17 protein-coding genes, 1 tRNA gene and 1 riboswitch are annotated in these 21537 nt (G+C 49.4%); of the genes, 1 reads left to right on the top strand and 17 read right to left on the bottom strand.

Going from position 1 to position 21537, the window contains the following annotated elements; translation table 11 throughout:
• Nucleotides 1-292: 292 nt before the first annotated feature.
• Nucleotides 293-388, top strand: a riboswitch (purine riboswitch).
• 147 nt (nt 389-535) lie between these two features.
• The gene (locus C6P39_RS10290) at nt 536-1909 is read left to right on the top strand and encodes an NCS2 family permease (RefSeq protein ID WP_095175054.1); all 1374 of its coding nucleotides are present in this window, start codon (nt 536-538) and stop codon (nt 1907-1909) included.
• Between the two features lie 110 nt (nt 1910-2019).
• Here the strand turns inward: C6P39_RS10290 and C6P39_RS10285 are convergent, their stop codons facing one another.
• The 17 genes from C6P39_RS10285 to C6P39_RS10205 all read right to left on the bottom strand — a co-directional run bounded on the left by C6P39_RS10285 (nt 2020) and on the right by C6P39_RS10205 (nt 21524).
• Complete coding sequence (locus tag C6P39_RS10285; protein WP_104803727.1) at nt 2020-2883, bottom strand: sensor histidine kinase; 864 nt, start codon at nt 2881-2883, stop codon at nt 2020-2022.
• Nucleotides 2870-3574: a response regulator transcription factor gene (locus C6P39_RS10280; protein WP_104803726.1), complete on the bottom strand. Its 705-nt coding sequence runs from the start codon at nt 3572-3574 to the stop codon at nt 2870-2872. The genes C6P39_RS10285 and C6P39_RS10280 overlap by 14 nt, the downstream gene beginning before the upstream one ends.
• A 108-nt stretch (nt 3575-3682) precedes the next feature.
• Nucleotides 3683-4654: a cell wall hydrolase gene (locus tag C6P39_RS10275; protein ID WP_207657123.1), complete on the bottom strand. Its 972-nt coding sequence runs from the start codon at nt 4652-4654 to the stop codon at nt 3683-3685.
• Between the two features lie 739 nt (nt 4655-5393).
• Nucleotides 5394-6212 (bottom strand): TrmH family RNA methyltransferase, encoded by an 819-nt coding sequence (locus C6P39_RS10270; protein ID WP_104803725.1) that lies wholly within the window; start codon nt 6210-6212, stop codon nt 5394-5396.
• Between the two features lie 11 nt (nt 6213-6223).
• The gene (locus tag C6P39_RS10265) at nt 6224-6889 is read right to left on the bottom strand and encodes a potassium channel family protein (protein WP_104803724.1); all 666 of its coding nucleotides are present in this window, start codon (nt 6887-6889) and stop codon (nt 6224-6226) included.
• A gap of 12 nt (nt 6890-6901) precedes the next feature.
• Nucleotides 6902-8299, bottom strand: a complete 1398-nt coding sequence (locus tag C6P39_RS10260; RefSeq protein WP_104803723.1) for a TrkH family potassium uptake protein — start codon at nt 8297-8299, stop codon at nt 6902-6904.
• Nucleotides 8300-8395: 96 nt separating this feature from the next.
• Nucleotides 8396-9394 (bottom strand): 6-phosphofructokinase, encoded by a 999-nt coding sequence (pfkA, locus tag C6P39_RS10255; protein ID WP_065543774.1) that lies wholly within the window; start codon nt 9392-9394, stop codon nt 8396-8398.
• Between the two features lie 199 nt (nt 9395-9593).
• A complete protein-coding gene (locus C6P39_RS10250; protein ID WP_104803722.1) occupies nt 9594-13076 on the bottom strand; it encodes a DNA polymerase III subunit alpha in 3483 nt (1160 codons plus the stop codon).
• A gap of 194 nt (nt 13077-13270) precedes the next feature.
• On the bottom strand, nt 13271-13870 hold the full coding sequence (locus tag C6P39_RS10245; protein ID WP_104803721.1) for a class I SAM-dependent DNA methyltransferase: 600 nt from the start codon (nt 13868-13870) through the stop codon (nt 13271-13273).
• 269 nt (nt 13871-14139) lie between these two features.
• Complete coding sequence (locus tag C6P39_RS10240; protein ID WP_104803720.1) at nt 14140-14976, bottom strand: CvfB family protein; 837 nt, start codon at nt 14974-14976, stop codon at nt 14140-14142.
• Nucleotides 14967-15689, bottom strand: a complete 723-nt coding sequence (locus C6P39_RS10235) for an acyl-[acyl-carrier-protein] thioesterase (RefSeq protein WP_104803719.1) — start codon at nt 15687-15689, stop codon at nt 14967-14969. Before C6P39_RS10235 ends, C6P39_RS10240 begins: the two co-directional genes overlap by 10 nt.
• Nucleotides 15690-15781: 92 nt before the next feature.
• Nucleotides 15782-15853: transfer RNA gene (locus C6P39_RS10230), tRNA-Gln, on the bottom strand.
• 215 nt (nt 15854-16068) lie between these two features.
• On the bottom strand, nt 16069-17418 hold the full coding sequence (locus C6P39_RS10225; protein ID WP_104803718.1) for a glucose-6-phosphate isomerase: 1350 nt from the start codon (nt 17416-17418) through the stop codon (nt 16069-16071).
• A gap of 209 nt (nt 17419-17627) precedes the next feature.
• Nucleotides 17628-18596, bottom strand: a complete 969-nt coding sequence (locus C6P39_RS10220) for a D-2-hydroxyacid dehydrogenase (RefSeq protein ID WP_104803717.1) — start codon at nt 18594-18596, stop codon at nt 17628-17630.
• 27 nt (nt 18597-18623) lie between these two features.
• Nucleotides 18624-19904: a TRAP transporter large permease gene (locus C6P39_RS10215; RefSeq protein ID WP_104805900.1), complete on the bottom strand. Its 1281-nt coding sequence runs from the start codon at nt 19902-19904 to the stop codon at nt 18624-18626.
• Nucleotides 19905-19916: 12 nt separating this feature from the next.
• Complete coding sequence (locus tag C6P39_RS10210; RefSeq protein WP_104803716.1) at nt 19917-20456, bottom strand: TRAP transporter small permease; 540 nt, start codon at nt 20454-20456, stop codon at nt 19917-19919.
• Nucleotides 20457-20477: 21 nt separating this feature from the next.
• Nucleotides 20478-21524 (bottom strand): DctP family TRAP transporter solute-binding subunit, encoded by a 1047-nt coding sequence (locus C6P39_RS10205; protein WP_104803715.1) that lies wholly within the window; start codon nt 21522-21524, stop codon nt 20478-20480.
• Nucleotides 21525-21537: the final 13 nt, after the last annotated feature.

Genomic DNA, 21537 nt, shown 5'->3' with positions numbered 1-21537 from the left:
CTTGTGAAAGAATTGAATGGACATACCTGTCTGAACAGTTCGGTACGGGGTTACTGTACACTCCGTGTCCAGTAACACGCTTCGCGATGCACAGATATGGAGCATTCTGCACCATATCGCGCTGGCCGCCTCGGGATTTTCATGCTTCCGGCATGAAAACGCCTCCCGGTACAGTGGCCTGTGTACAGTAACGCACGGGAACAGTAACCGAAAGAATTCTTGGTTTTGGTATTGCCTTTTAAATAAAAATGTAGTATGCTAATATCATAAAGTCTTAATAAATTTTTTATGGAAATAAAATATTTGTGAAGTTTATATAGGCTCATAATTGGTTGAGCGTCTCTACCAGCTACCGTAATAGCTGCCTATAAATTTCCGCATGAAGAATTGTGCCGGAAATCAGCAGTTTATTACCGGTGGTATTTTTTACGGATTTTTTTAGGAAAGGGGGACGGATCACAGCATTTTTCGGCAGCAATTCATCCATAAAAAACAACATTAGCTCGTATTATGAGTGGAGGCAGGAGGAAAGTTTATGAGTTTAGAAAAAATATTTCATTTAAAAGAAAATCACACAGATGTGAAAACTGAGATTTTGGCCGGTGTCACCACATTTATGACCATGGCGTACATCCTTGCCGTAAATCCCAACATCCTTTCAGAATCCGGCATGGACCGGGGTGCAGTCTTTACCGCTACGGCTCTGGCATCCTTTATCGCCACGTGTCTGATGGCAGCACTGTCCAATTATCCCTTTGTGCTGGCTCCCGGCATGGGGCTGAATGCGTACTTTACCTATACGGTTGTTATGGGCATGGGATTTTCCTGGCAGATGGCACTGAGCGCGGTATTTGTGGAAGGTATCATTTTCATCATACTGTCACTGACCAATGTGCGGGAGGCCATCTTTAACGCCATACCCATGAACCTAAAACATGCGGTTTCCGTAGGGATCGGACTTTTCATTGCGTTCATCGGTCTTCAAAACGCCAAGATCGTTGTTGATTCCTCTACCCTTGTCACAGTATTTTCCTTTAAGGGTTCCATCAAAAACGGCACCTTCCAGTCAGAGGGCATCACCGTGCTGCTTGCTCTCATTGGTCTTTTGATCACAGCCATACTGCTGGTGAAGAACATAAAAGGAAATATCCTGTGGGGTATTCTTGGTACATGGATACTGGGAATCATCTGTCAGCTTGTGGGTCTTTACGTTCCCAACCCGGAAGCCGGCTTCTACAGCCTGCTGCCGGATTTCTCCGGCGGAATATCCATTCCCAGCCTTGCGCCTACCTTTATGCACATGGACTTCTCTAAAGTATTTACCATGGATTTTGTAGTCATCATGTTTGCATTTCTGTTTGTAGATATGTTTGATACCCTGGGAACCCTCATCGGTGTGGCATCCAAAGCAGATATGCTGGACGAGAACGGTAAACTTCCGAAGATCAAAGGCGCCCTCTTGGCGGATGCTGTTGGTACTGCTGCCGGTGCAGCACTCGGTACCTCCACAACCACCACTTTCGTAGAAAGCGCTTCCGGCGTGGCAGAAGGCGGACGTACTGGTCTTACAAGCCTGACAGCAGCCCTTTTATTCGGGCTTTCCCTGTTCCTGTCACCTATATTTTTGGCGATTCCGTCCTTTGCAACCGCGCCCGCGCTGATCATCGTTGGTTTCCTGATGCTGACATCTATAACAAAGATTGACTTCCAGGACTTTACGGAAGCGATCCCGGCATTTATCTGCATCATTGCAATGCCGTTCATGTACAGCATTTCCGAAGGGATCTCTTTTGGAGTTATCTCCTACGTGATCATCAATCTGGTTACCGGAAAAGCAAAACAGAAAAAGATCAGTCTTCTGATGTATATACTGGCCGTGCTGTTTATATTTAAATATATCATGATATGATTTCGGCGTAACGGTCCAGCACCTTGGCCGTTACACTTTCGCGTACGGCCGGACTGTGAATGCCCGGAAGGGAAACTGCCCCCATGGTTTCCCTTCCGGGCATTTTTCCGTCAAAGCCTGCCGCGCCGGATATACAGAATAAATTCCGAGCCTTTTCCCGGCGCTGACTTTACCTTGATATATCCGTTCTGCCGTTTCAGGATCTCTCTGGTCAGATAGAGGCCGATCCCCACACCATCTGCCTGCTGGACAGACTCCGCCCTGTAAAATCGTCCAAAGATCTTAGGTGTGTCCGCCTCCGAGATCCCTATCCCCTCATCCTTTACGCTGACCGCCGCATACAGCTCATATTCCATCACCGAAAGCGTCACTTTCCCTCCCGGCTGTGAATATTTCACCGCATTGTCCAGAACATTGTAAAGCGCCTCTTTTGTCCACTTAAGATCATAATATGCACGGATGTTATCCACACAAGTGTTGACAACCTGTATCTGCTTTTTATCTGCCTTTGGCATCACATCCCCGGCAGCCTCCCGGATCAGCCTCTCCAGGCCTTGTTCCCGGGGTTTGACTGTCAGTATATTACTCTCGAGCCTTGACATCTTAGTCAGGGACTGGATCAGAAATTCCAGCTTCTCCGCCTGCCTGGATATTTCCTCTGCCATTCTGAGTTCCTGTTCCCTGTCCGGTGTGTGCACCTCCCGGCTGAGTTTTTCTTTCAATAAATCGGTATAGAGCCTGATATTGGCCACAGGGGTCTTTGTCTGGTGGGAAATGTCAGATACCAGGCTTTTCACATTCTCCTTCTCCTGTTCCAGACTTTCCCTGGAAAGCACGGAGGTACTCAGAAATCGTTTCCACTTAGTCTCCACCCTGGAAAGCTCTGTCTCATTATAATCCGATTCCCTGAAATCACCGGAGATAGCCGCATCCAGCATTTCCTCCACTTTCCGTATTTCTCTACGTCTCCGCATCTCCCTGTTCTCCCGTCTCCTCACGTTTCCAGACATATCCCTGTCCGTAGACAGTTTGGATATATGTAACTCCATCTCTCCTGTCTTCCAGCTTGCCCCGCAGCCGGTTCACTGTAACAGAGAGGGCATTTTCATCCACATACTCCGCACCGTCTGTCCAAAGCCGGTCCACAAGGACCGCCCGGGACAGAACCCTTCCCTCGTTTTCCAGGAACAACCTGAGCAGCCTCTGCTCATTTTTACTGAGGGATATCTCCTGCCCATTCTTCTCAAAAACAAGGCCGCCAAAATCAAAGAGAAAACCGTCCACAAAAAAACGGTCTGTCTGCCTTTGCTGCCGCCTGCGCAGAAGCACCCGGATCCTGGCCCTGAGAACCGCCAGGCTGAAGGGCTTTGTCATATAATCATCCGCCCCCAGGCTGAGGCCCATCACTTCGTCCATCTCCATATCATTTGCAGTCAGCATCAAAACAGGGGTGTCAGCTTGGCTGCGGACCCATTTCAGATAGTCATACCCACTCCCATCGGGCAGATTGACATCCAGAATGATCAACTCAGGACACTTCTCCCCATAAACCTGCTTGGCGCTTTTTACACCTGTACATTGTATAAATTCCGTTCCCTGCTCCCCAAGAGCCAGCACAATCCCGTCACTCAGTGCCCTGTCATCCTCTACGATCTGTATCAGCATAATCCAGTCTCCTTTGTTCCCTATTTTAATACACTTTTACATTTTGGACAACATTCAGAAAAAAAAGAACGGAACAGGTTTTCCCCGTTCCGCCCTTACTCGAATATTTTAGTAAAATGTCTGATTTCCAATAGTCAGACCGCTTCCGCCACCAGCGTGGAAGAAGAGCCGGTCTCCAATCGTGTTTGCTCCTGCGAAGACATCCTGAGCGGCTGCATAACATGCCTCACTTGCTCCCCGTGAGAGCACATTTGACAGTTTGCCCGTCCATGTAGGCTCAAACTGGCCGCTCTGGTAGATGACTTCTGATAATGTATTTGGAAACTCCCCGCTTCTAATGCGGTTCATGATGACAGCTCCGACGCCAACCTTTCCTTCATAAGATTCACCGCCGGCTTCACACTCGATGATAGCTGCCATCAAATCCAGATCTGATGTTGAGACTGATACTTCCTGGGCTGCTGCCTGGGAGCTGTCCGCCTCTGTTTCCTCTGCTGCCTGTCCCTGCTCCGGCTGAACCGCCTCGGCAGACACCTGTGAAGCCTGGGCCGCTGCCTCTGCTGCCGCTGCTTCCGCTTCCGCGTCCACAGTTACGGCCTCTGCAGAGATATCACCTGCCCCATACATAGCTTCATATAAATTCCTGGCTTCGTCACCGGAAACCACCAAATCTTCTCTGATATACCCATTGACTTCCCCGGAAGTCACCTGCAGCCATCCTTCATCATTTCCGACTACAGTTGCCACAGCTCCGGAGGGAAGACGGCCGATACACTGGCTGCTCACATCTGCCCCTTCACGGATATTGGCATATGTAAGAACATTTGCCGCGACCTTGTCGCTCCAACTGCTATCCTGTGCATCCTCAGCCTGTGCTTCTTCCTGAACCTCAGTCTCCTCCTGAACTTCACTTTCATCCTGAACATCAGCCTCATCCACTGTCTGTTCTGCTTCCTGTACAACTTCTATATTCTGATCATCTTCCGTAACATCTGCCGCCATTGCCGGAACCGCCATCATAACAGTCATGACACCCGCAGTTCCCATACAGCATAAAATACGTCGCATTCTTTCTTTCATAAAAAAAGGCCTCCTATAAGTCCATTTGTTTTTATTTGTTACAAATTTATTAATTTTTGTTACGGACTTATTGTATCAAGATTACATTTTATTGTCAAGCGGGTAATTTTTGTAACAATTTGTAGATATTTACAGAAAGCCAATCATTTTATGAAGCATTAAGACGATATATCGCTTGTACCAAAAAATAAACAAAACCGCAGCCCGCAAATCACCCCCGTGATTCCGGCTACGGTTTCCCATCCCCATATTCCAACAACACAACCCTCCCCACACCCCCCACTTCCGTCAGATACACCCAAAATCAAACTAATAAATCCACACCAAAACACGCCCTCCCATCAACCAAAACCAACCACCCAAATCACCCACCCCACCGCCAGCCCCTCTAAAGATATCTCATCCTCCCAGATCGCCCCTTATCCCTATCCCCCAAAACACAGAACGAACATAAACAATTTTACCATCCCTCAAATCGTTGTCCCCCAAACCTACAGCCAAAACCAGGAAGCGGATGGGAGAGGGCCGGGGGGCCATATGCGTGTGAGCGATGTTTCAGTGGAGCGCCAGGGAGATCCACCTGCCCCAGTTACTTAATGAAGAGGCCACTGCCGATGAATTTAGGAACTGGGAGCAGGTTAGCTCCATGGCAGCGGAACGCTTCGCTCACACGCATATGGCCCCCCGGCCCTCTCCCATCCGCTTCCGTCCGCCTTCGCCTTCGCTTTCACCTTCACCCCTACGCCTTCCCACCCCTCCTCTGTCTAGCCGCCTCATACATCAAAACCCCCGCCGCCATAGCCGCATTCAACGATTCCACCTCCCCATGCATCGGAATCTTAATCAGACGATCCGCCTCCCCCGTCAGCGCATCCGTCAATCCATTTCCTTCATTCCCAATAAAAAACGCCGTCTTCCCCCTAAAATCCTCCTGGTCATAAAACTGCTCCCCTTTCAAATGGGCCGCATACGACCGCACCCCCTGCCGCCTAAGTTCCGGCAGGATATCCTCTATATCCTCCACCATCAGCACCGGCATACGATATACCGACCCCATAGTAGACCGGATCACCTTCGGATTATACAGGTCCACGCAATTCTTATTCAATATAACCCCGGACACCCCCGCACCTTCCCCTGTACGAAGGATCGTCCCCAGATTTCCCGGATCCTGCAGATCCTCCAATATCATAAGAAGAGGAACCCTGCCCTCCTCCCCACTCTCCAGCATGACCGACAGAGGCGTACTCACCTGTCTGACCAGGCACAGGATCCCTTGGGGCGTCACCGTATCAGACAGAGAGCGGAACACCTTGTCCTCCACAACCTCCGGCCCGGAGCTTCCCGGTCCAAACCCTTTCTCCTCTAAGATCTTCCGATTTTCCCCGGATTCCAAAAAGGATGCTGATACATACACTTTCTCTATCCGCTCTCCCGGCGCCTCCCGGAACATTTTTATTCCTTCCACCACAAAAAGCCCGCTTTCCCGGCGGACTTTTGCTTTTTTCATAAGCTGCTGTATATGTTTCATCTGAGAATTAGACATGCTCGTAATCATATAAAAATACCTCAATCCTGATAATTTGACTCGCTGAGCCTGGACAGAATCTCATTTTTTCCTACGATCCCCAACGTCTGTCCGCTTCTCAACGGTTCACTGGGATTCATCTCAATGGTGACATTCTCCCCTTCCTTGATGGCGATCACATTGATCCCGTAACGTCCCCGCAGATCCAATTCGATCAGGCTTTTTCCCACCCAGGAAGCAGGCACATGCATCTCCACCATGCTCACCTCATCTGACAATTCAAAAAAGTCCTTAAACCTGCCGGATATAAAATTCTTGGCAACACGCACACCTGTATTGTACTCCGGAAAAATAACCTCATCTGCACCGATCTTCTTCAGGATGTGTCCGTGAAGCACACCGTTGGCCTTGACAAGGACATAGGATACCCCCGCCTCCTTTGCGTAAAGGGTGGCTATGATACTGGCCTCCATGTGGTCAGATATACCGATGACCGCCACATCCACATTGGAAAAATCCAAAGATTCCATCACGCCCGGCTCTGTCACATCCGCGCACAGGGGGTAGGATGCATAAGGGGCGATGGCCTGTATCCTCTCATTGTCCCCATCCACTGCAAGAACCTCATACCCGGCCTTTGCAAGGGTCTCTGCCACTGCATAGCCGAATTTTCCAAGACCTATGACTGCAAATGTTTTTTTCTTCATATCCTTATTCTCCTAGCCGATAAAAATTTTCTGGTCCGGCAGATGCATACCTGACGGTTTCTTCTCGCCGTGTATGGTAAGTGCTGTCGCCAGCGTTGTGGGGCCGATACGCCCGATATACATAGTCAGTATAATGATCAGCTTGCCCGCTGTGGGAAGCAGAGGGGTAAGCCCTCTTGTCAGTCCCACGGTGGCGCCTGCAGAAGTCACTTCATACATAATATTGATCAGTGACGCGCCCTCCGCCATGCCTTCCGTGGCAATAGCCAGACCGATGGTGGATGCCAGCACAACACCCAGCCCCAGCATCACCACCACCCAGGCTGTCCTGATATTGGTATCCGGTATCCTCCTGTTGAACACCTCTGTATCCTGCTTGCCTTTAAAGAAAGATGAGCCGGTGAGGAGCAACGCGGCAATTGTTGTAGTCTTCACACCCCCGGCTGTTCCGAGAGGGGAACCGCCTATGAACATGAGGATCATACAGACCATGGCGGACGCCTCCTGGAGATTTTCCTGTGGGATAGTGAAGAAGCCGGCAGTCCTGCAGGTTACGGACTGGAAAACCGCAGCCATGCACTTCTCCCAGAAAGGCATATTTCCAAGGGTCCCCTGATTTCTGTACTCCAGTATCAGGATCAGGAAAGCACCTCCAAAGATCAGTATACACGTAGCCGTAAGCGCAATCTTTGTATTCAGTTCCAAAGCCCTTACAGCCTGGCGGAATCCCATCTCCCTGCGATACAGACGCTTTGCGCATTTTATCAGGTCCCACCACACCAGATAGCCGATGCCGCCCAGCACAATGAGGGCTATGGTGGTGAGATTCACCAGGGGACTGCCTGTATAATTGGCAAGGCTGTTGTCTCCGATAATATCCATGCCCGCATTACAGAAAGCAGAAACTGCATTAAACAGGGATATCTGCATACCTCTGCGTATCCCGTACTCGGGGACGAACTGAAAGGCATAGAGAATCATCCCTACAGCCTCCACCATCAGGGTACCCACTACGATCTTCCGCACAAGGGCGATCAGCCCCTTCAGGGTGTCCAGGTTATAAGATTCCTGGATCAGTCTCCGGTTGCGGATACTCACACGTTTCCCCATAGCCAGCACCACCAGGGTACCGCAGGTTATGACGCCGAATCCTCCAAGCTGGATCAGGATCAGGATGACCACATGCCCAAACCCCGACCATGCCGCATACGTGGACTCTGTCACAAGTCCGGTCACGCAGATGGAAGTTGTGGACGTAAAAAGGGCATCAATGAACTTAATCTGATGCCCCGGTGCCCATGCGATGGGAAGAGAGAGCAGCAATGCTCCCAGCAGGATAACGCCTGCAAATCCCAATGCAATGATTTGTGCAGTTTTAAATTTTGTCTTTTTTACATGCATTTTTCTCATATACACACCTTACCTCTGCCTCCGTATGCAGGCAGAAAATAATTTGGCAGCCACTCTGCAGGTCCCCTTTTGGAAAACCCTCACAGTTGCCATCCTTTATACATTCTTGCTGTAGTTGTGTGACAGAGAATAGCTGATTTCATACTGATAATCCGGAATGGTCTTCTTCATGGCCAGTGCCTCGTTGATGTCAAAGTCCACATACTCACCATTCTTGTAGCCGATCACTCTCTTGGTCTTGCCTTCCAGCAGGACATCCACCGCTTTTGCACCCATGATGGAAGCATATACACGGTCTTTACATGTGGGGCTTCCGCCTCGCTGCATGTGTCCCAGGATGGTGGCTCTTGTCTCAATGCCTGTTGCAGCCTCGATACGTTTTGCCATTGCCTCTGAGTGTCCAATACCCTCAGCATTAATGATAATATGATGCTTTTTGCCTTTTTTACGGTTATCAATAATATTATTTATGATCTGCTGCTCATCGTAGTCATATTTTTCCGGAAGAAGGACGTCCTCCGCACCGTTGGCAATACCGCACCACAGTGCCAGATATCCGGCATTTCTTCCCATTACTTCAATGATGCTGACACGCTCATGGGATGTAGAGGTATCACGTACCTTGTCAATGGCTTCCATGGCAGTGTTCACAGCAGTGTCAAAACCAATCGTATACTCTGTACATGCTATATCCAAATCTATGGTTCCCGGTACGCCTACCGCGTTGATCCCCAGGTTGGCCAGCTTCTGTGCACCGGCAAAGGAACCGTCACCGCCGATGACTACAAGGCCGTCAATGCCGTGCTTCTTACACACTTCAGCACCGCGCCTCTGTCCTTCCTCTGTACGGAATTCTGCACAGCGTGCCGTATAGAGGATCGTACCGCCCCTCTGGATGGTATCGGAAACGTCAACGGCTGTCAAATCAATTATCTCTTCATTCAGTAATCCGTTATATCCCTTTAAAACACCTTTCATGTTAATGCCACGGCTCAGGCCTCGTCTTACAACTGCACGGATGGCAGCATTCATTCCCGGGGCATCCCCGCCGCTGGTTAAAACACCGATTGTCTTGATCTCTTTATTCGCAGCCATTTTTCTCCTCCATTACTGTAAATTCATCTGTTCCCTCTTGACCTCTGAGCGCAGCTGTCCAAAATCTGAACAGCTATGGGTATCCACCCATTGAAATCGCTTCGCGATGGGGCGAATACCTGCTGCCGCCAGTCCTATGCACGATCAGCGCAGTAAATGCGCAGCTCTGACTGAATAGTTATCTCTAATCTTCCTTATTTTAATGCATTTTGGTAAGTTTTTCAATACTCTTTTCCACAACTTTTACGTTGTCAGAACCGTACTTTTCGTACAGTTTGCCAAGAAGTTCACCATTTATCTTTACATTTCTGGACGGGCCAAGGCGTTTCACTGCTTTGGGAGAACGGATATATACCACCACCGAGTCCCTTCCGTCTGAGTCGTTCAGAATCCGGTAAAAGTCTTCCTCCTTTGACAGAAACTCCTCTTTTGTGGCAAACTGCACCCATAATTCACTGGGCACATCATCGAAAGAACGTATATTTTCACAGATCAATTTGCTGGCCTTCTCATCCTCCGCAGATACTCTTCCCTGGATAAATACTTTGTCGTCCACTTCCATGAGCTGGGCGTTCTTCTCATAGTCCCTGGGAAATACCACGATCTCCACGGTTCCCACCAAATCCTCCACTGTAAGGAACGCCATGACCTTATTGGTCTTTGTGTATTTGATGGTCTTACCTGTTATCATGCCGCCCACGGTGACTTTGGAATTATCTATGACCCTGGGCATTCCCGTCTCCTCATCCGGCAGAAAATCCGTGGTGACTGCCGTGATGTTGTTTCTCCATCTCTGTTCATATTCTTCCAGAGGATGTCCGCTGATATACACACCCAGCACTTCTTTTTCAAATGCCAGCTTTGCTTCCTTGGGGTATTCCTCCACGTCCGGCATACGGATCTCGTAGGCTTCCTTCTCCTCCTCGGAAACCAGGTCAAACAAGCTCATCTGGCCTGTCATGGCAGTCTTTTTCTCCTGGTTCACAGCATCCAGTATCTGCACATAGACCATCATTTTCTGGCGCCGGTTGCCGGGGATCCCGTCAAACGCCCCTGCCTTGATAAAATTCTCTATGGTCCGCTTATTGATATCCCGCCCGGACATACGCTCTATGAAATCCCGGAGTGTCTTGAATCCACCGCGCAGGTTTCTCTCCTCCACAAGCCCCTCGATCACAGGCCTGCCAATGCTCTTGATAGCTGAAAGCCCGTACCGTATGGAGCCTCCGTCCACGGAGAAGGAACTCTCTCCCTTGTTGATATCAGGGGGAAGGATGGCGATCCCCATCCTTCTGCTGGAGAGGATATATTCGGAAACCTTAGATGGATTGTCAATGACAGAGGTCATGAGGGCTGCCATGAATTCCACCGGATAATAATATTTTAAAAATGCAGTCTGGTAGGCCACAACCGCATAGGCCGCAGCATGGGATTTGTTGAACGCGTACTTGGCAAAATCTATCATGTCATCAAAGATCTTGTTAGCCACTTTCTCGCTGATCCCCTTGTTGATACAGCCCGGAACGCCTTCCTCCTCATTGCCGTAGACGAAGTTCTGCCGTTCTTTTTCCATGACAGACGTTTTCTTCTTACTCATGGCACGGCGCACCATATCGCTTCTGCCCAGAGTATATCCGCCCAGGTTCCGCACGATCTGCATAACCTGCTCCTGGTATACAATACAGCCATAGGTGGCATCCAGGATAGGCTCCAGTTCCGGGCAGTCATAAGTGATGCTGTCCGGGTTGTTCTTGCCTCTGATATACTGTGGGATGAAATCCATGGGGCCGGGACGGTAGAGAGAAATCCCGGCGATGACATCCTCCAGGCTGCCCGGTTTCAGCTCCTTCATGAAGCTTGTCATCCCGCCGCTCTCAAGCTGGAACACACCTTCCGTCTTGCCTGCCCCCAGCATGGCGTACACTTTCTTGTCATCATAGTCAATATGGTCCATATCCAGGACCACACCCTTGTCACGCTCCACCAGTTTTGCAGCATTCTGGATAACCGTCAGGGTGCGCAGGCCAAGGAAGTCCATCTTCAAAAGCCCCAGCTCCTCCAGGGTGGTCATGGTAAACTGTGTCACCAGAGATCCGTCCGATGCCCTGGACAGCGGCACATATTCCACAACAGGCTTCTGGCTGATGACCACGCCCGCTGCGTGCATGGAGGTATGCCTCGGCAGTCCTTCCAGCCTTCTGCTCATATCTATAAGCTTTTTCACCGTCTCGTCCGCCTCGTAGAGGCCTCTTAGCTCCGGATTCATTTTCATGGCTTTTTCAATGGTGATATTCAGTTCCGTGGGTATCATCTTGGCAATGGAATCACACTGGGCATAGGGAAGGTCCATGACACGGCCCACATCACGGATCACACCTCTGGCCGCCATAGTACCGAAGGTGACGATCTGCACCACCCGGTCCTTGCCGTACTTTTCCACCACATAGTCAATGACCTCCTGCCTCCGCTCGAAACAGAAGTCCACGTCGATATCAGGCATGGATACACGTTCCGGGTTCAGGAAACGCTCAAAGAGCAGATTGTATTTGATGGGGTCCAGTTTTGTGATCCCCAAAGTGTAGGATACAAGGCTTCCCGCGGCGGAACCACGTCCCGGTCCCACAATAATGTCATGGTCCCTGGCATACCGGATAAAATCCCATACGATCAGGAAATAATCCACATACCCCATGTTTTTGATAACCTTCAGCTCATAGTTCAGGCGTTCTTCCAATTCCTCCATATCCCCGCTGTAACGTGTGGCAAGACCGTCAAAGCAGAGCTTATTCAGATACTCCCAGGCATTGTATCCCTCCGGCACATCGAATTTCGGCAGCTTCGTCACGCCGAATTCAATATCCACATTACAGCGCATGGCAATCTTGTGGGTGTTTTCCAGGGCCTGGGGGGCATAAGGAAACAGAGCCGCCATTTCTTCTACGGATTTCACGTAGTATTGGCCGCCCTCGTAGCGCATCCTATCCTCATCCGCAAGCCTCTTGCCTGTCTGCACGCACAGCAGGATGTCATGGGCTTCCGCGTCCGTGCTGTAGGTGTAGTGGATATCATTGGTTGCCACCAGTTCTATCCCGGTCTCCCTGCTCATACGCACAAGCTGCTGATTGACCCTTTGCTGTTCCGGTATTCCATGATCCTGCAGCTCCAGAAAGAAATTCCCTTTTCCGAAAATCTCTTCGTAGCGCAGAGCTGCCTTTTTTGACTCCTCATAAAATCCTTTTGTTACATTTCTTGCAACTTCTCCTGCAAGACATGCACTTAATGCAATAATTCCTTCATGATACTTTTCCAGAATCTCCAAATCCACACGTGGTTTGTAATAAAATCCATCCACGAATCCCGCGGATACGATTTTCATAAGATTCTGGTAGCCCTCCTGGTTTTCAGCCAAAAGTACCAGGTGATAATAACGGTCCTCTTCTTTGCCAATCTCCTTGTCAAACCGGGAACCGGGCGCCACATAGACCTCACATCCCAGAATCGGCTTGATCCCCGCAGCTTTTGCTGCCCTATAAAAATCTATGCAGCCAAACATGACACCGTGGTCCGTTATGGCTGCACTATCCATTCCCAGTTCTTTTACTCTGGCTACATATTCATTTATTTTATTAGAACCGTCCAACAGGCTGTACTCTGTATGTACATGTAAATGGGTAAATTCCACTGTTGATCTCCTCTGTTTTACTGTTCCTGTATGGTGTCTGACCGTAACGATGCAGTATTTGTTAAAATCCTGATGCAGCCGGCGCGATATGGGGCAGAATGCGCCATATCTGTGCATCGCAAAGCGCGTTACTGTTTACAGAACTGCGTTTTTTGCAGGACTGTGAATAGTAACCGGTATTTACATGGTCACGTCTATTCTTCTTTACTTTTTACTTTCCGAAGCAGCACGTTATACCACCTGTTATTGTGGTCTTCCCCGCGGGCATCGCTGGTCTTCCAAATATCCAGCACTTTGATGTTCGGTATGGAATCCAGAAGGTTGTCCAGAGAGTCCCTGCTGTAGTCATAATAATACCGTCCGTTGTATCTGCCGTTCCTGTCGCCTTTGCGCACAGAGAAATACAGGATCCCGTCATCCTTCAGTGCATTCAGTATCTTCTGCATCATGTCCTGGATCTTGTCCGGCGGAAAATGGCCCAAAACGGCGCACGCCCAGATACCATGGAACACATCGTCAAACTCCATGTCTTCCACGCGCAGATGCAGGATATCCCTGCCCGTATGGATCTCAGCCAGTTCACACATTCTGGCGGAGCCGTCCATTGCGGTCACGCTGAATCCTTCGTCTTCGAGAAACAAGGTGTCTCTTCCCGACCCACAGCCCAAATCAAGGACTTCGGCATTCTCAGGCAGCAGGTCCATAAAGCGCTCCAACTGCTCCTCCATGCTCAAATCCACAGTTTCTTCATAATAAGGTACCGCGTATCGGTCATAATAATCTATCGAGTCCACTTATTTTCCTCCTTCTGGACAAGTACAAATAAAGAATTTGATAAGTAACTGTTCCGTACCCTCACAGTTACAGGCAAAAATCCATGCAGAATCGCCTTTGGCGATGGGATTTTTGCTTGGCCGTGGTGCACTTTCTTACGGTCAGAGCAGTGAATGCGCAGACCTGCTGAATAGTTACTTGATAAGTAACTATGTGATCGTAGTATAGTTACTTTGATAAATTGATTTACGGTACAAGTATATCATACCTTTTCCTATTCGTGAAGCATCTAACGTATATAAATTTTATGGTTTTTCAGTTCGATTTTCTCTTCTTTCAGCAAATGCCCCACCGCGCGTTTGAACGCATTCTTGCTCAGACCGAATTCCCGCTGGATGATCTCCGGGGAGGCCTTGTCATCAAAGGGCAGGACCCCTTCAAAATCCTGGATGATCTCATATACACTCTGGGCATCCTCATGGAGCTGGATGTGGGCCTTCTGCTTGGCGCTGAGATTCAGCTTTCCATCCTCCCGCACCAGTGTCACGCGGAGTGCCAATTCCTCCCCCACCTTGTAACTGCCCTGGGCCTCCTGCTTCGGGATCAGGCCGGAATACTGCCCGTCCACAGCCACAAACACACCAAAATTATCACTCTGCTCATACACCACACCGGTCACGGTATCCCCTACAATGTAGGGCGATCCGGTTTTCAGGTAATGATAGACCTTCATGGTCGCGCACAGACGGCTGCTTTTGTCAATGTAGAGGGATACCAGGACTTCCTCCCCCTCATGGACTTTTTTTGTCTGTTCTTTATATGGAAGGAACAGGTCCTTTTCCAGTCCCCAGGAAAGGAATGCACCGATCTTGGTCACCTGGGCAACCTTCAGAAATCCCACCTGATCCATCATAAGTTCAGGCGTCCTTGTGGTGGCGATCAGACGGTCCGAGGAATCCTTATAGAGAAACACCTCCATCTGATCCCCTTCTTTGGTGCCTTCCGGCACCTCTTTGCCCGGAAGCAGCACGCGGTCCATCTCCCCGGCATCCTGCCTGTCTCCCAGATATACACCGAAATCCACGGTCTTCACAACAACCAGTTTCTGTTTTTTACCTAATTCCATTCTCTTTTCTCCTTTAATTCCACAACCGCATAGGGTTCGCCGTTCTCACTGCAGAGAGCTACGGTGCATAATCCCTGTTCACGCTTCACTTTTGGTACTATCATATTGCCAAGCACTGCCTGTCCCTTATATTCTGCCCGCATCTGGTGCACGCAGAAATCAGCCGGCACATATTCTTCCGCCATTGCCACATACTGTCCGTTATTCACATGGTGGTTGGTGTCAAGATGATGGGGACGAACCGGAAAGCTTTCATATTCCACAGTATCCTGGGGCATCTTGATCTTTCTGGGCGCATATTCCATCGGATACTTTTCTTCCAGTGTATAGGCTGCGATCTGCTGTTCTGACACATTCACAGGCATACCTGTCTCCAGGTCCAGATAAGTCCAGAGGGAGTTGGCGTATGCCACAGTGGCACCGCTCTCGTCCTCCATAGTAAAATTCCTGCTGCCCAGAAAACGCTTAAACGCGTAAGGCCAGGTAGTTATCTTAATTCTCTCGCAGAGTTTAGGATACCGCTCCACTATGATCTGCCAGGAGGACAGAACCCATACCCGGTTCTTCTCCTGCAGATAATCAATCCCCACGCCTGCATGTTCCGAATGAAAGGTACTGCAGTCCTGGAAATAATTGATGACAGAATTCAGGGTCAGATTCCTGTCCTCCCCGATCTCGCTGTAGCGGACATAACTTTCAAAAGAATATTTCATTTTTGCCTCCCAGGTACAAAAAACCTGTACCGAATCATTTTCCTGTATACCAAAATATCCCAGACATTTTCGTCTGGGATATTGATTCTTAGCTGGGCTACAAGGATTCGAACCTTGAAATGACGGAGTCAGAGTCCGTTGCCTTACCATTTGGCGATAGCCCATTGTTTCACAACAAAATGAATTATAAGGTATATCTCAAAAAAAATCAAGCCCTTTTTTTAATTTTTTTCAAAAAAATTTTCCAGGCCTAAACGACAACCTGATTTTCGCTTTCCAAGGCCGTCTTACCGTTTTATATCCACCGTCCCGGAAGGTATGGGCAAGGCTTGATCGCCTGGATCCTTTCGGGACAGTAAATAGTCAATTGGCTCTTTCTTTATAACCTTTTTGTCAACCGGTCATGTGTTTCTTCGTAGCCCGGCTTTCCAAGCAGCGCGAACATATTGCTCTTATAGCTCTCCACTCCGGGCTGGTCAAAAGGATTCACGCCCAGTATATAGCCGCTGACGCCGCAGGCAAACTCGAAGAAATAAAATAGCTGCCCCAGACAAAACTCATTTTGTTCCGGTATATTCACACGCAGGTTGGGTACACTGCCGTCGGTATGGGCCAGGGCGGTACCGTTCATAGCGCTCTTGTTAATAAAATCAACCGTTTTTCCGGCAAGATAATTCAGTCCGTCCAGATCTGACGGTTCCTCCCTGATCACCAGATCTTCTCTGGGCGTCTCCACATTCAGGACTGTCTCAAACATGATCCTGGAGCCATCCTGGATAAACTGCCCCATGGAGTGCAGGTCCGTAGTCAGGTCCACAGAGGCGGGCATGAGGCCTTTCCAGTCCTTGCCCTCACTCTCCCCGTAAAGCTGTTTCCACCATTCAGACACATAGTGTACACTGGGTTCATAATTAGCCAGAATCTCCACGGACTTGCCTTTTCTCAGGAGGATATTCCGGACTGCAGCGTAGAGGAGCGCATCATTTTCTTCAAAAGGAAGATTCAGCGCATTCTCCCTCCCATAGGCAGCTCCCTCCATGAGTTTTTCCAGATCCGCCCCGCTGACGGCAATGGGAAGCAGCCCTACTGCGGTCAGCACCGAGAAACGGCCTCCCACATCATCCGGGACCACGAAAGTCTCATAGCCTTCCTCCGATGCCAGGCTTTTCAAAGCTCCACGGGCCTTGTCCGTGGTGGCATAGATCCTTTTGGCTGCCTCTTTCCTGCCATATCTGTTCTCCAGCATTTCCTTAAATACGCGGAACGCAATGGCCGGTTCCGTGGTGGTTCCTGACTTGGAGATCACATTCACAGAAAAGTCCCGGCCGCCGATCACATCTATCAACCCTTTCAGATAGGTACTGCTGATATTGTTGCCCGCAAAATAGATCTCAGGCGTTTTTCTCTGTTCTCTGCTGATGTTGTTATAAAACCCATGCCTTAAGAATTCTATAGCTGCCCGGGCACCCAGGTAAGAACCGCCAATACCGATCACCACCAGCACTTCGGAATCAGACCGGATCTTTTCAGCCGCTTTTTGGATCTTTGAAAATTCTTCCCTGTCATACTCCACAGGGAGATTTATCCATCCAAGAAAATCGCTGCCCTCCCCCTTCTTTGACACCAGCTTTGTCTTAGCCTGCTCCACGGTTTCCTTCATGTACGCCACTTCATGCGCGCTGATAAACCCCGCTGTTTTTGAATAGTCAAATGACACTTTATTTCCCATACGCCTCACTCCTTTCCCAATCTGCTGCCCGGTTTCACAATCTGCTGTCCGGTTTCCTAATCTGCTGTCCGGTTTTACAATCTGCTGTCCGGTTTTACAATCTGCTGTCCGGTTTCACAATCTGCTATCCGGCGGATGCTAGCGCACCCTGCCTCAAGAGGCCGCCGAGCCAGCTGTCTTACTTATACGACTGTTTTACTTCTTCACGGTCACTGCTTATTTACAACATTCACAGGACTGCCTTCCAGGTAAGCTTTTATATTGTCAGCCGTTATGTCCATAATGCGCTGGCGTGATGCCTGCGCTGCCCAGGATATATGGGGGGTGATAAAACAGTTCTCAGCCTTCAGCAGCGGGTTGTCACCTTTGATCGGCTCTGTGGATACTACATCCAGACCCGCAGCGTATATTTTTCCGCTGTTTAATGCGTCTGCCAGGTCCTGCTCCACCACCAATTGTCCGCGGCTGTTGTTTATAAGGATCACTCCGTCCTTCATTTTTGCAATATTTTCCTTGTTAATGATGCCTTCTGTCTCAGGAAAAAGCGGACAGTGGAGGAAGATCACATCCGCCCGGGCAAACAGAGTGTCCAGATCCACATACTCTGCCAGCTTTTTGCCTGCTTCGCTCTGGTAAGCGTCATAGGCCAGCACTTTCATGTCCATGGCCTGAAGAATCTTAGCAGTAGCCTGGCCGATCCTTCCCAGTCCGATGATCCCGGCTGTCTTGCCGTAAAGCTCTATCATAGGATAATCCCAGTAGCACCAGTCCGCATTGTTTTCCCATCTGCCTTCCGCTACGGTCTGCGCATGGTGTCCGTAGTGGGAACAGATCTCCAGAAGAAGTCCCACTGCATACTGGCCTACGATCTGGGTCCCGTAAGTGGGAACATTGACCACGGAAATGCCTTTTTCCGCGGCATATGCGCAGTCCACCACATTATAGCCGGTAGCCAGCACAGCGATCAGCTTGATATTCGGGCATTTATCAATGGTTTCCCTGGTGATCGGGGTCTTATTCATCACCACGATCTCCGCATCTTGGATCCTCTCGGCGATGAGAGGGGAGTCCACATAGGAAGTACGGTCATAGACCGTAAGCTCCCCATACTGTTCCAGCGCTTCCCAGCTCAGATCGCCGGGATTTTCCGTATATCCGTCTAACACTACAATTTTCATAACATTTCCTCCTCAAATATTCCTCTGTCAGGTTCCGAATATGAGTCCCACAGGTACTGTAATAATGGATGGGAATACAATAAAGATACATAAGGCAACTGCGATCAGGATGATCCATGGCACGGATGCCTTGATTATCTTCTCCAATTCAAGCCCCGTAACATTCTGCGCCGCATAGAGACATACGCCAACCGGCGGGGTGATCAGTCCAAAGGACAGGGTGATGACCAGGAATACCACAAAGAACAGCGGGGATACACCAACCGCCTGCACTGCAGGAAGAAGGATGGGTACTAAGATGAAAATTGCTGCTGTGGCGTCCATGAACATGCCTACACAGATCAGGAACAGGTAAAGTACAAACATAATGACGATCCGGTTGTCGGAAATACCGGTTATCATATTTGCCACTGCACTTGGCAGTCCGTCCAGCTCAAAGATCAGAGAGGCGGGCTTTGCTGCAATGGCTACAAAGAGAATGGTTCCTGTGGAGCGGGCATTCTTGCAGATAATGCGGGGAATGTCTCTCCATTTCAGATTCTTATACACATAAACGGAAACCAGGATCGTATAGACAACCGCAATGGCTGCCCCCTCTGTAGGGGTATAAAAACCTGTATATACGCCGCCCAGCAAAATGACCGGGGTCAGCAGTGCCGGGATGGCACTTACAAATGCTTTGCCAAGACGTTTTCCCTCAAAAGGAGTACGGTCGCCAATCTTGTGCTTCTTACAATAGAAGTAATTGTAAACCATGAATATCAGTCCAATGATGATCCCGGGGATCAGTCCTGCCAGCAGGGCCTGCCCGATGGAGACATTGGCCGTAGCTGCCGCGTTGATCATCAGGATACTTGGCGGGATGACGGAAGCCAGCATGGAGCCGGACAGGTTGATGGCCGTAGCATAATCCTTGGGATAGCCTTTCTTCTCCAGCGCATTGATACTCATCTTACCGATGGATGCAATGGCTGCCACAGAGGAACCGGACATTCCCGCAAACAGCATATTTACCACAACAGACACATGGCCCAGGCCGCCGAAGATCCAGCCCACCATGGACTCCGCCAGATCATAGATCTTATCCGCAACTCCGCCCTCATCCATGAGAGAACCGCACAGAATAAACAGCGGAACCGCAACCATGATAAAGCTGTTCATAGAGGTAAACATTGACTGTGCCGCCATGGAAAGAGGCAGTGAGGACATTGTCACAATTGTAAATACAGAAGCCGCGCCCAGGGAGATCGCAATGGGAACTCCCAGGAACATAAGCAGCAGGAAAACCACCAATAATGTAATACTCATTACCATCTTCCGTCACCTCTCCTTCTCTTTTGTTTCTTTGTTTTCTTTACTTTTTCCGGCGATCTCAATATTGCCGTGATATTCCATAAAACTCTGCAGGACACCGATGATGCCCAGCACCCCGGCAACCGGCTGGCAAATGCCGATCATGTACATGGGGATCATCAGGGCTGTCCCCATTTCCTTCATCATGATCTGCTGCCGGACAACTTCCCATCCGTAAATGATCATGAATCCGAAAAACAAAGTTACGATCACCGCGTATAATATTTCACTGAACTTTCTGAGCCATTTGGGTCCCTTTGCCACAAACAGGGTGACGCGGGAAGATTCCGCCTGGTTAAAACCTGCCGCCAGCGCTACAAACATCATCCACAGAAAGAGATACCTGCTGGTTTCCTCTGTCCAGGGAAAAGGATGTCCGATCACACGCCCTATGATCTGCACCAGGATCGTGAATATCATTCCCACCACCATAATGGCAAGAACCACATTCTCCACTCCGTCAATCACATCAAAGAATCTGGACAGGGCTGTTTTCTTTCGTTCCATAAGAACACCTCCACCATTTTCTTAATTTTTACCGCAAAATTTTGTTGTAGCATCGAACAGTTCGTCATCCCCGATCAGTTCTTTAAACTTGTCGTAACAGGACTGGGAGACTTTAACGAATTCCTGACGGTCTTCCTCAGAAATCTCATTGTACTCCATGCCGTTATCCAGCAGTGTCTGCAGGGCAGTCTCGTCTTCTTTTTCCATGAAATCAACATTCCACTGCTGCACTTCCTCACCTGCTTTTGTGATGGCTTCCTGCTGTTTTTCGGATAATCCGTCAAAGACAGCGCTGTTGATGCCTACCAGCCAGGCGTCTGCCATATGCTCTGTGCCGGAGATATATTTCTGTACCTCATAGAACTTGTTAGAGAAGGGAACATCCACAGGGTTTTCCTGTCCGTCCAGAGTATTTAACTGAAGCGCATTGTAAACCTCACTGAAGTTCATAGGTGTCGTCACTGCACCGCAGGCTCCAAAGAACTCCACATACAGGGCATTGTTGGGCACTCTGAGGACCATACCTTTTAAATCTTCCGGTTTGTTCACAGGATTTTTGGAATTGGTGATCTTGCGGAAAGACCTGGTCCAGCTTCCCACTGTGGTGATCCCCATATCGGATACACGGTTCATCAGTTCTTTTCCTGTGTCGCTGTTTAAGTAATCCAGAAGCTGCTGCTGGTCATCAAACATGTAAGGCACCGAGATCACATTGTATCCGGGTTCAAAGCTGGCATACACACTGCTGGCCAGGATCAGCATCTGCAGGGAACCTGCGGAAAGCTGTTTGATACCGGCTGCTGTGTCCCCGCCATAGAGGGAACCGTTTCCGGAAACCGTAAATTCCAGTGTGCCTTCAGAATACTCACTGGCGCGGTCCGCAAATTCCTGCGCTGCCTGGTAGATATAGGATGACTCAGGGTCCGGCACTGCGATGGTGATCTTCGTCTTCTTTCCTGCATCTGCTTTTCCGGAAGCATCGGTGCTCCCGCCGTTTCCTCCGCATCCTGCAAGTCCGGTACATATCATAGCTGCTGACAGCACTGCTGCTAATACTCTTTTCTTCATTTTTCTTCTCCTT

It is taken from the genome of Blautia marasmi (assembly GCF_900258535.1).
Classification (GTDB): Bacteria; Bacillota; Clostridia; order Lachnospirales; family Lachnospiraceae; genus Blautia; species Blautia hominis.
This window is presented reverse-complemented; position numbering and strand designations above follow the sequence as displayed.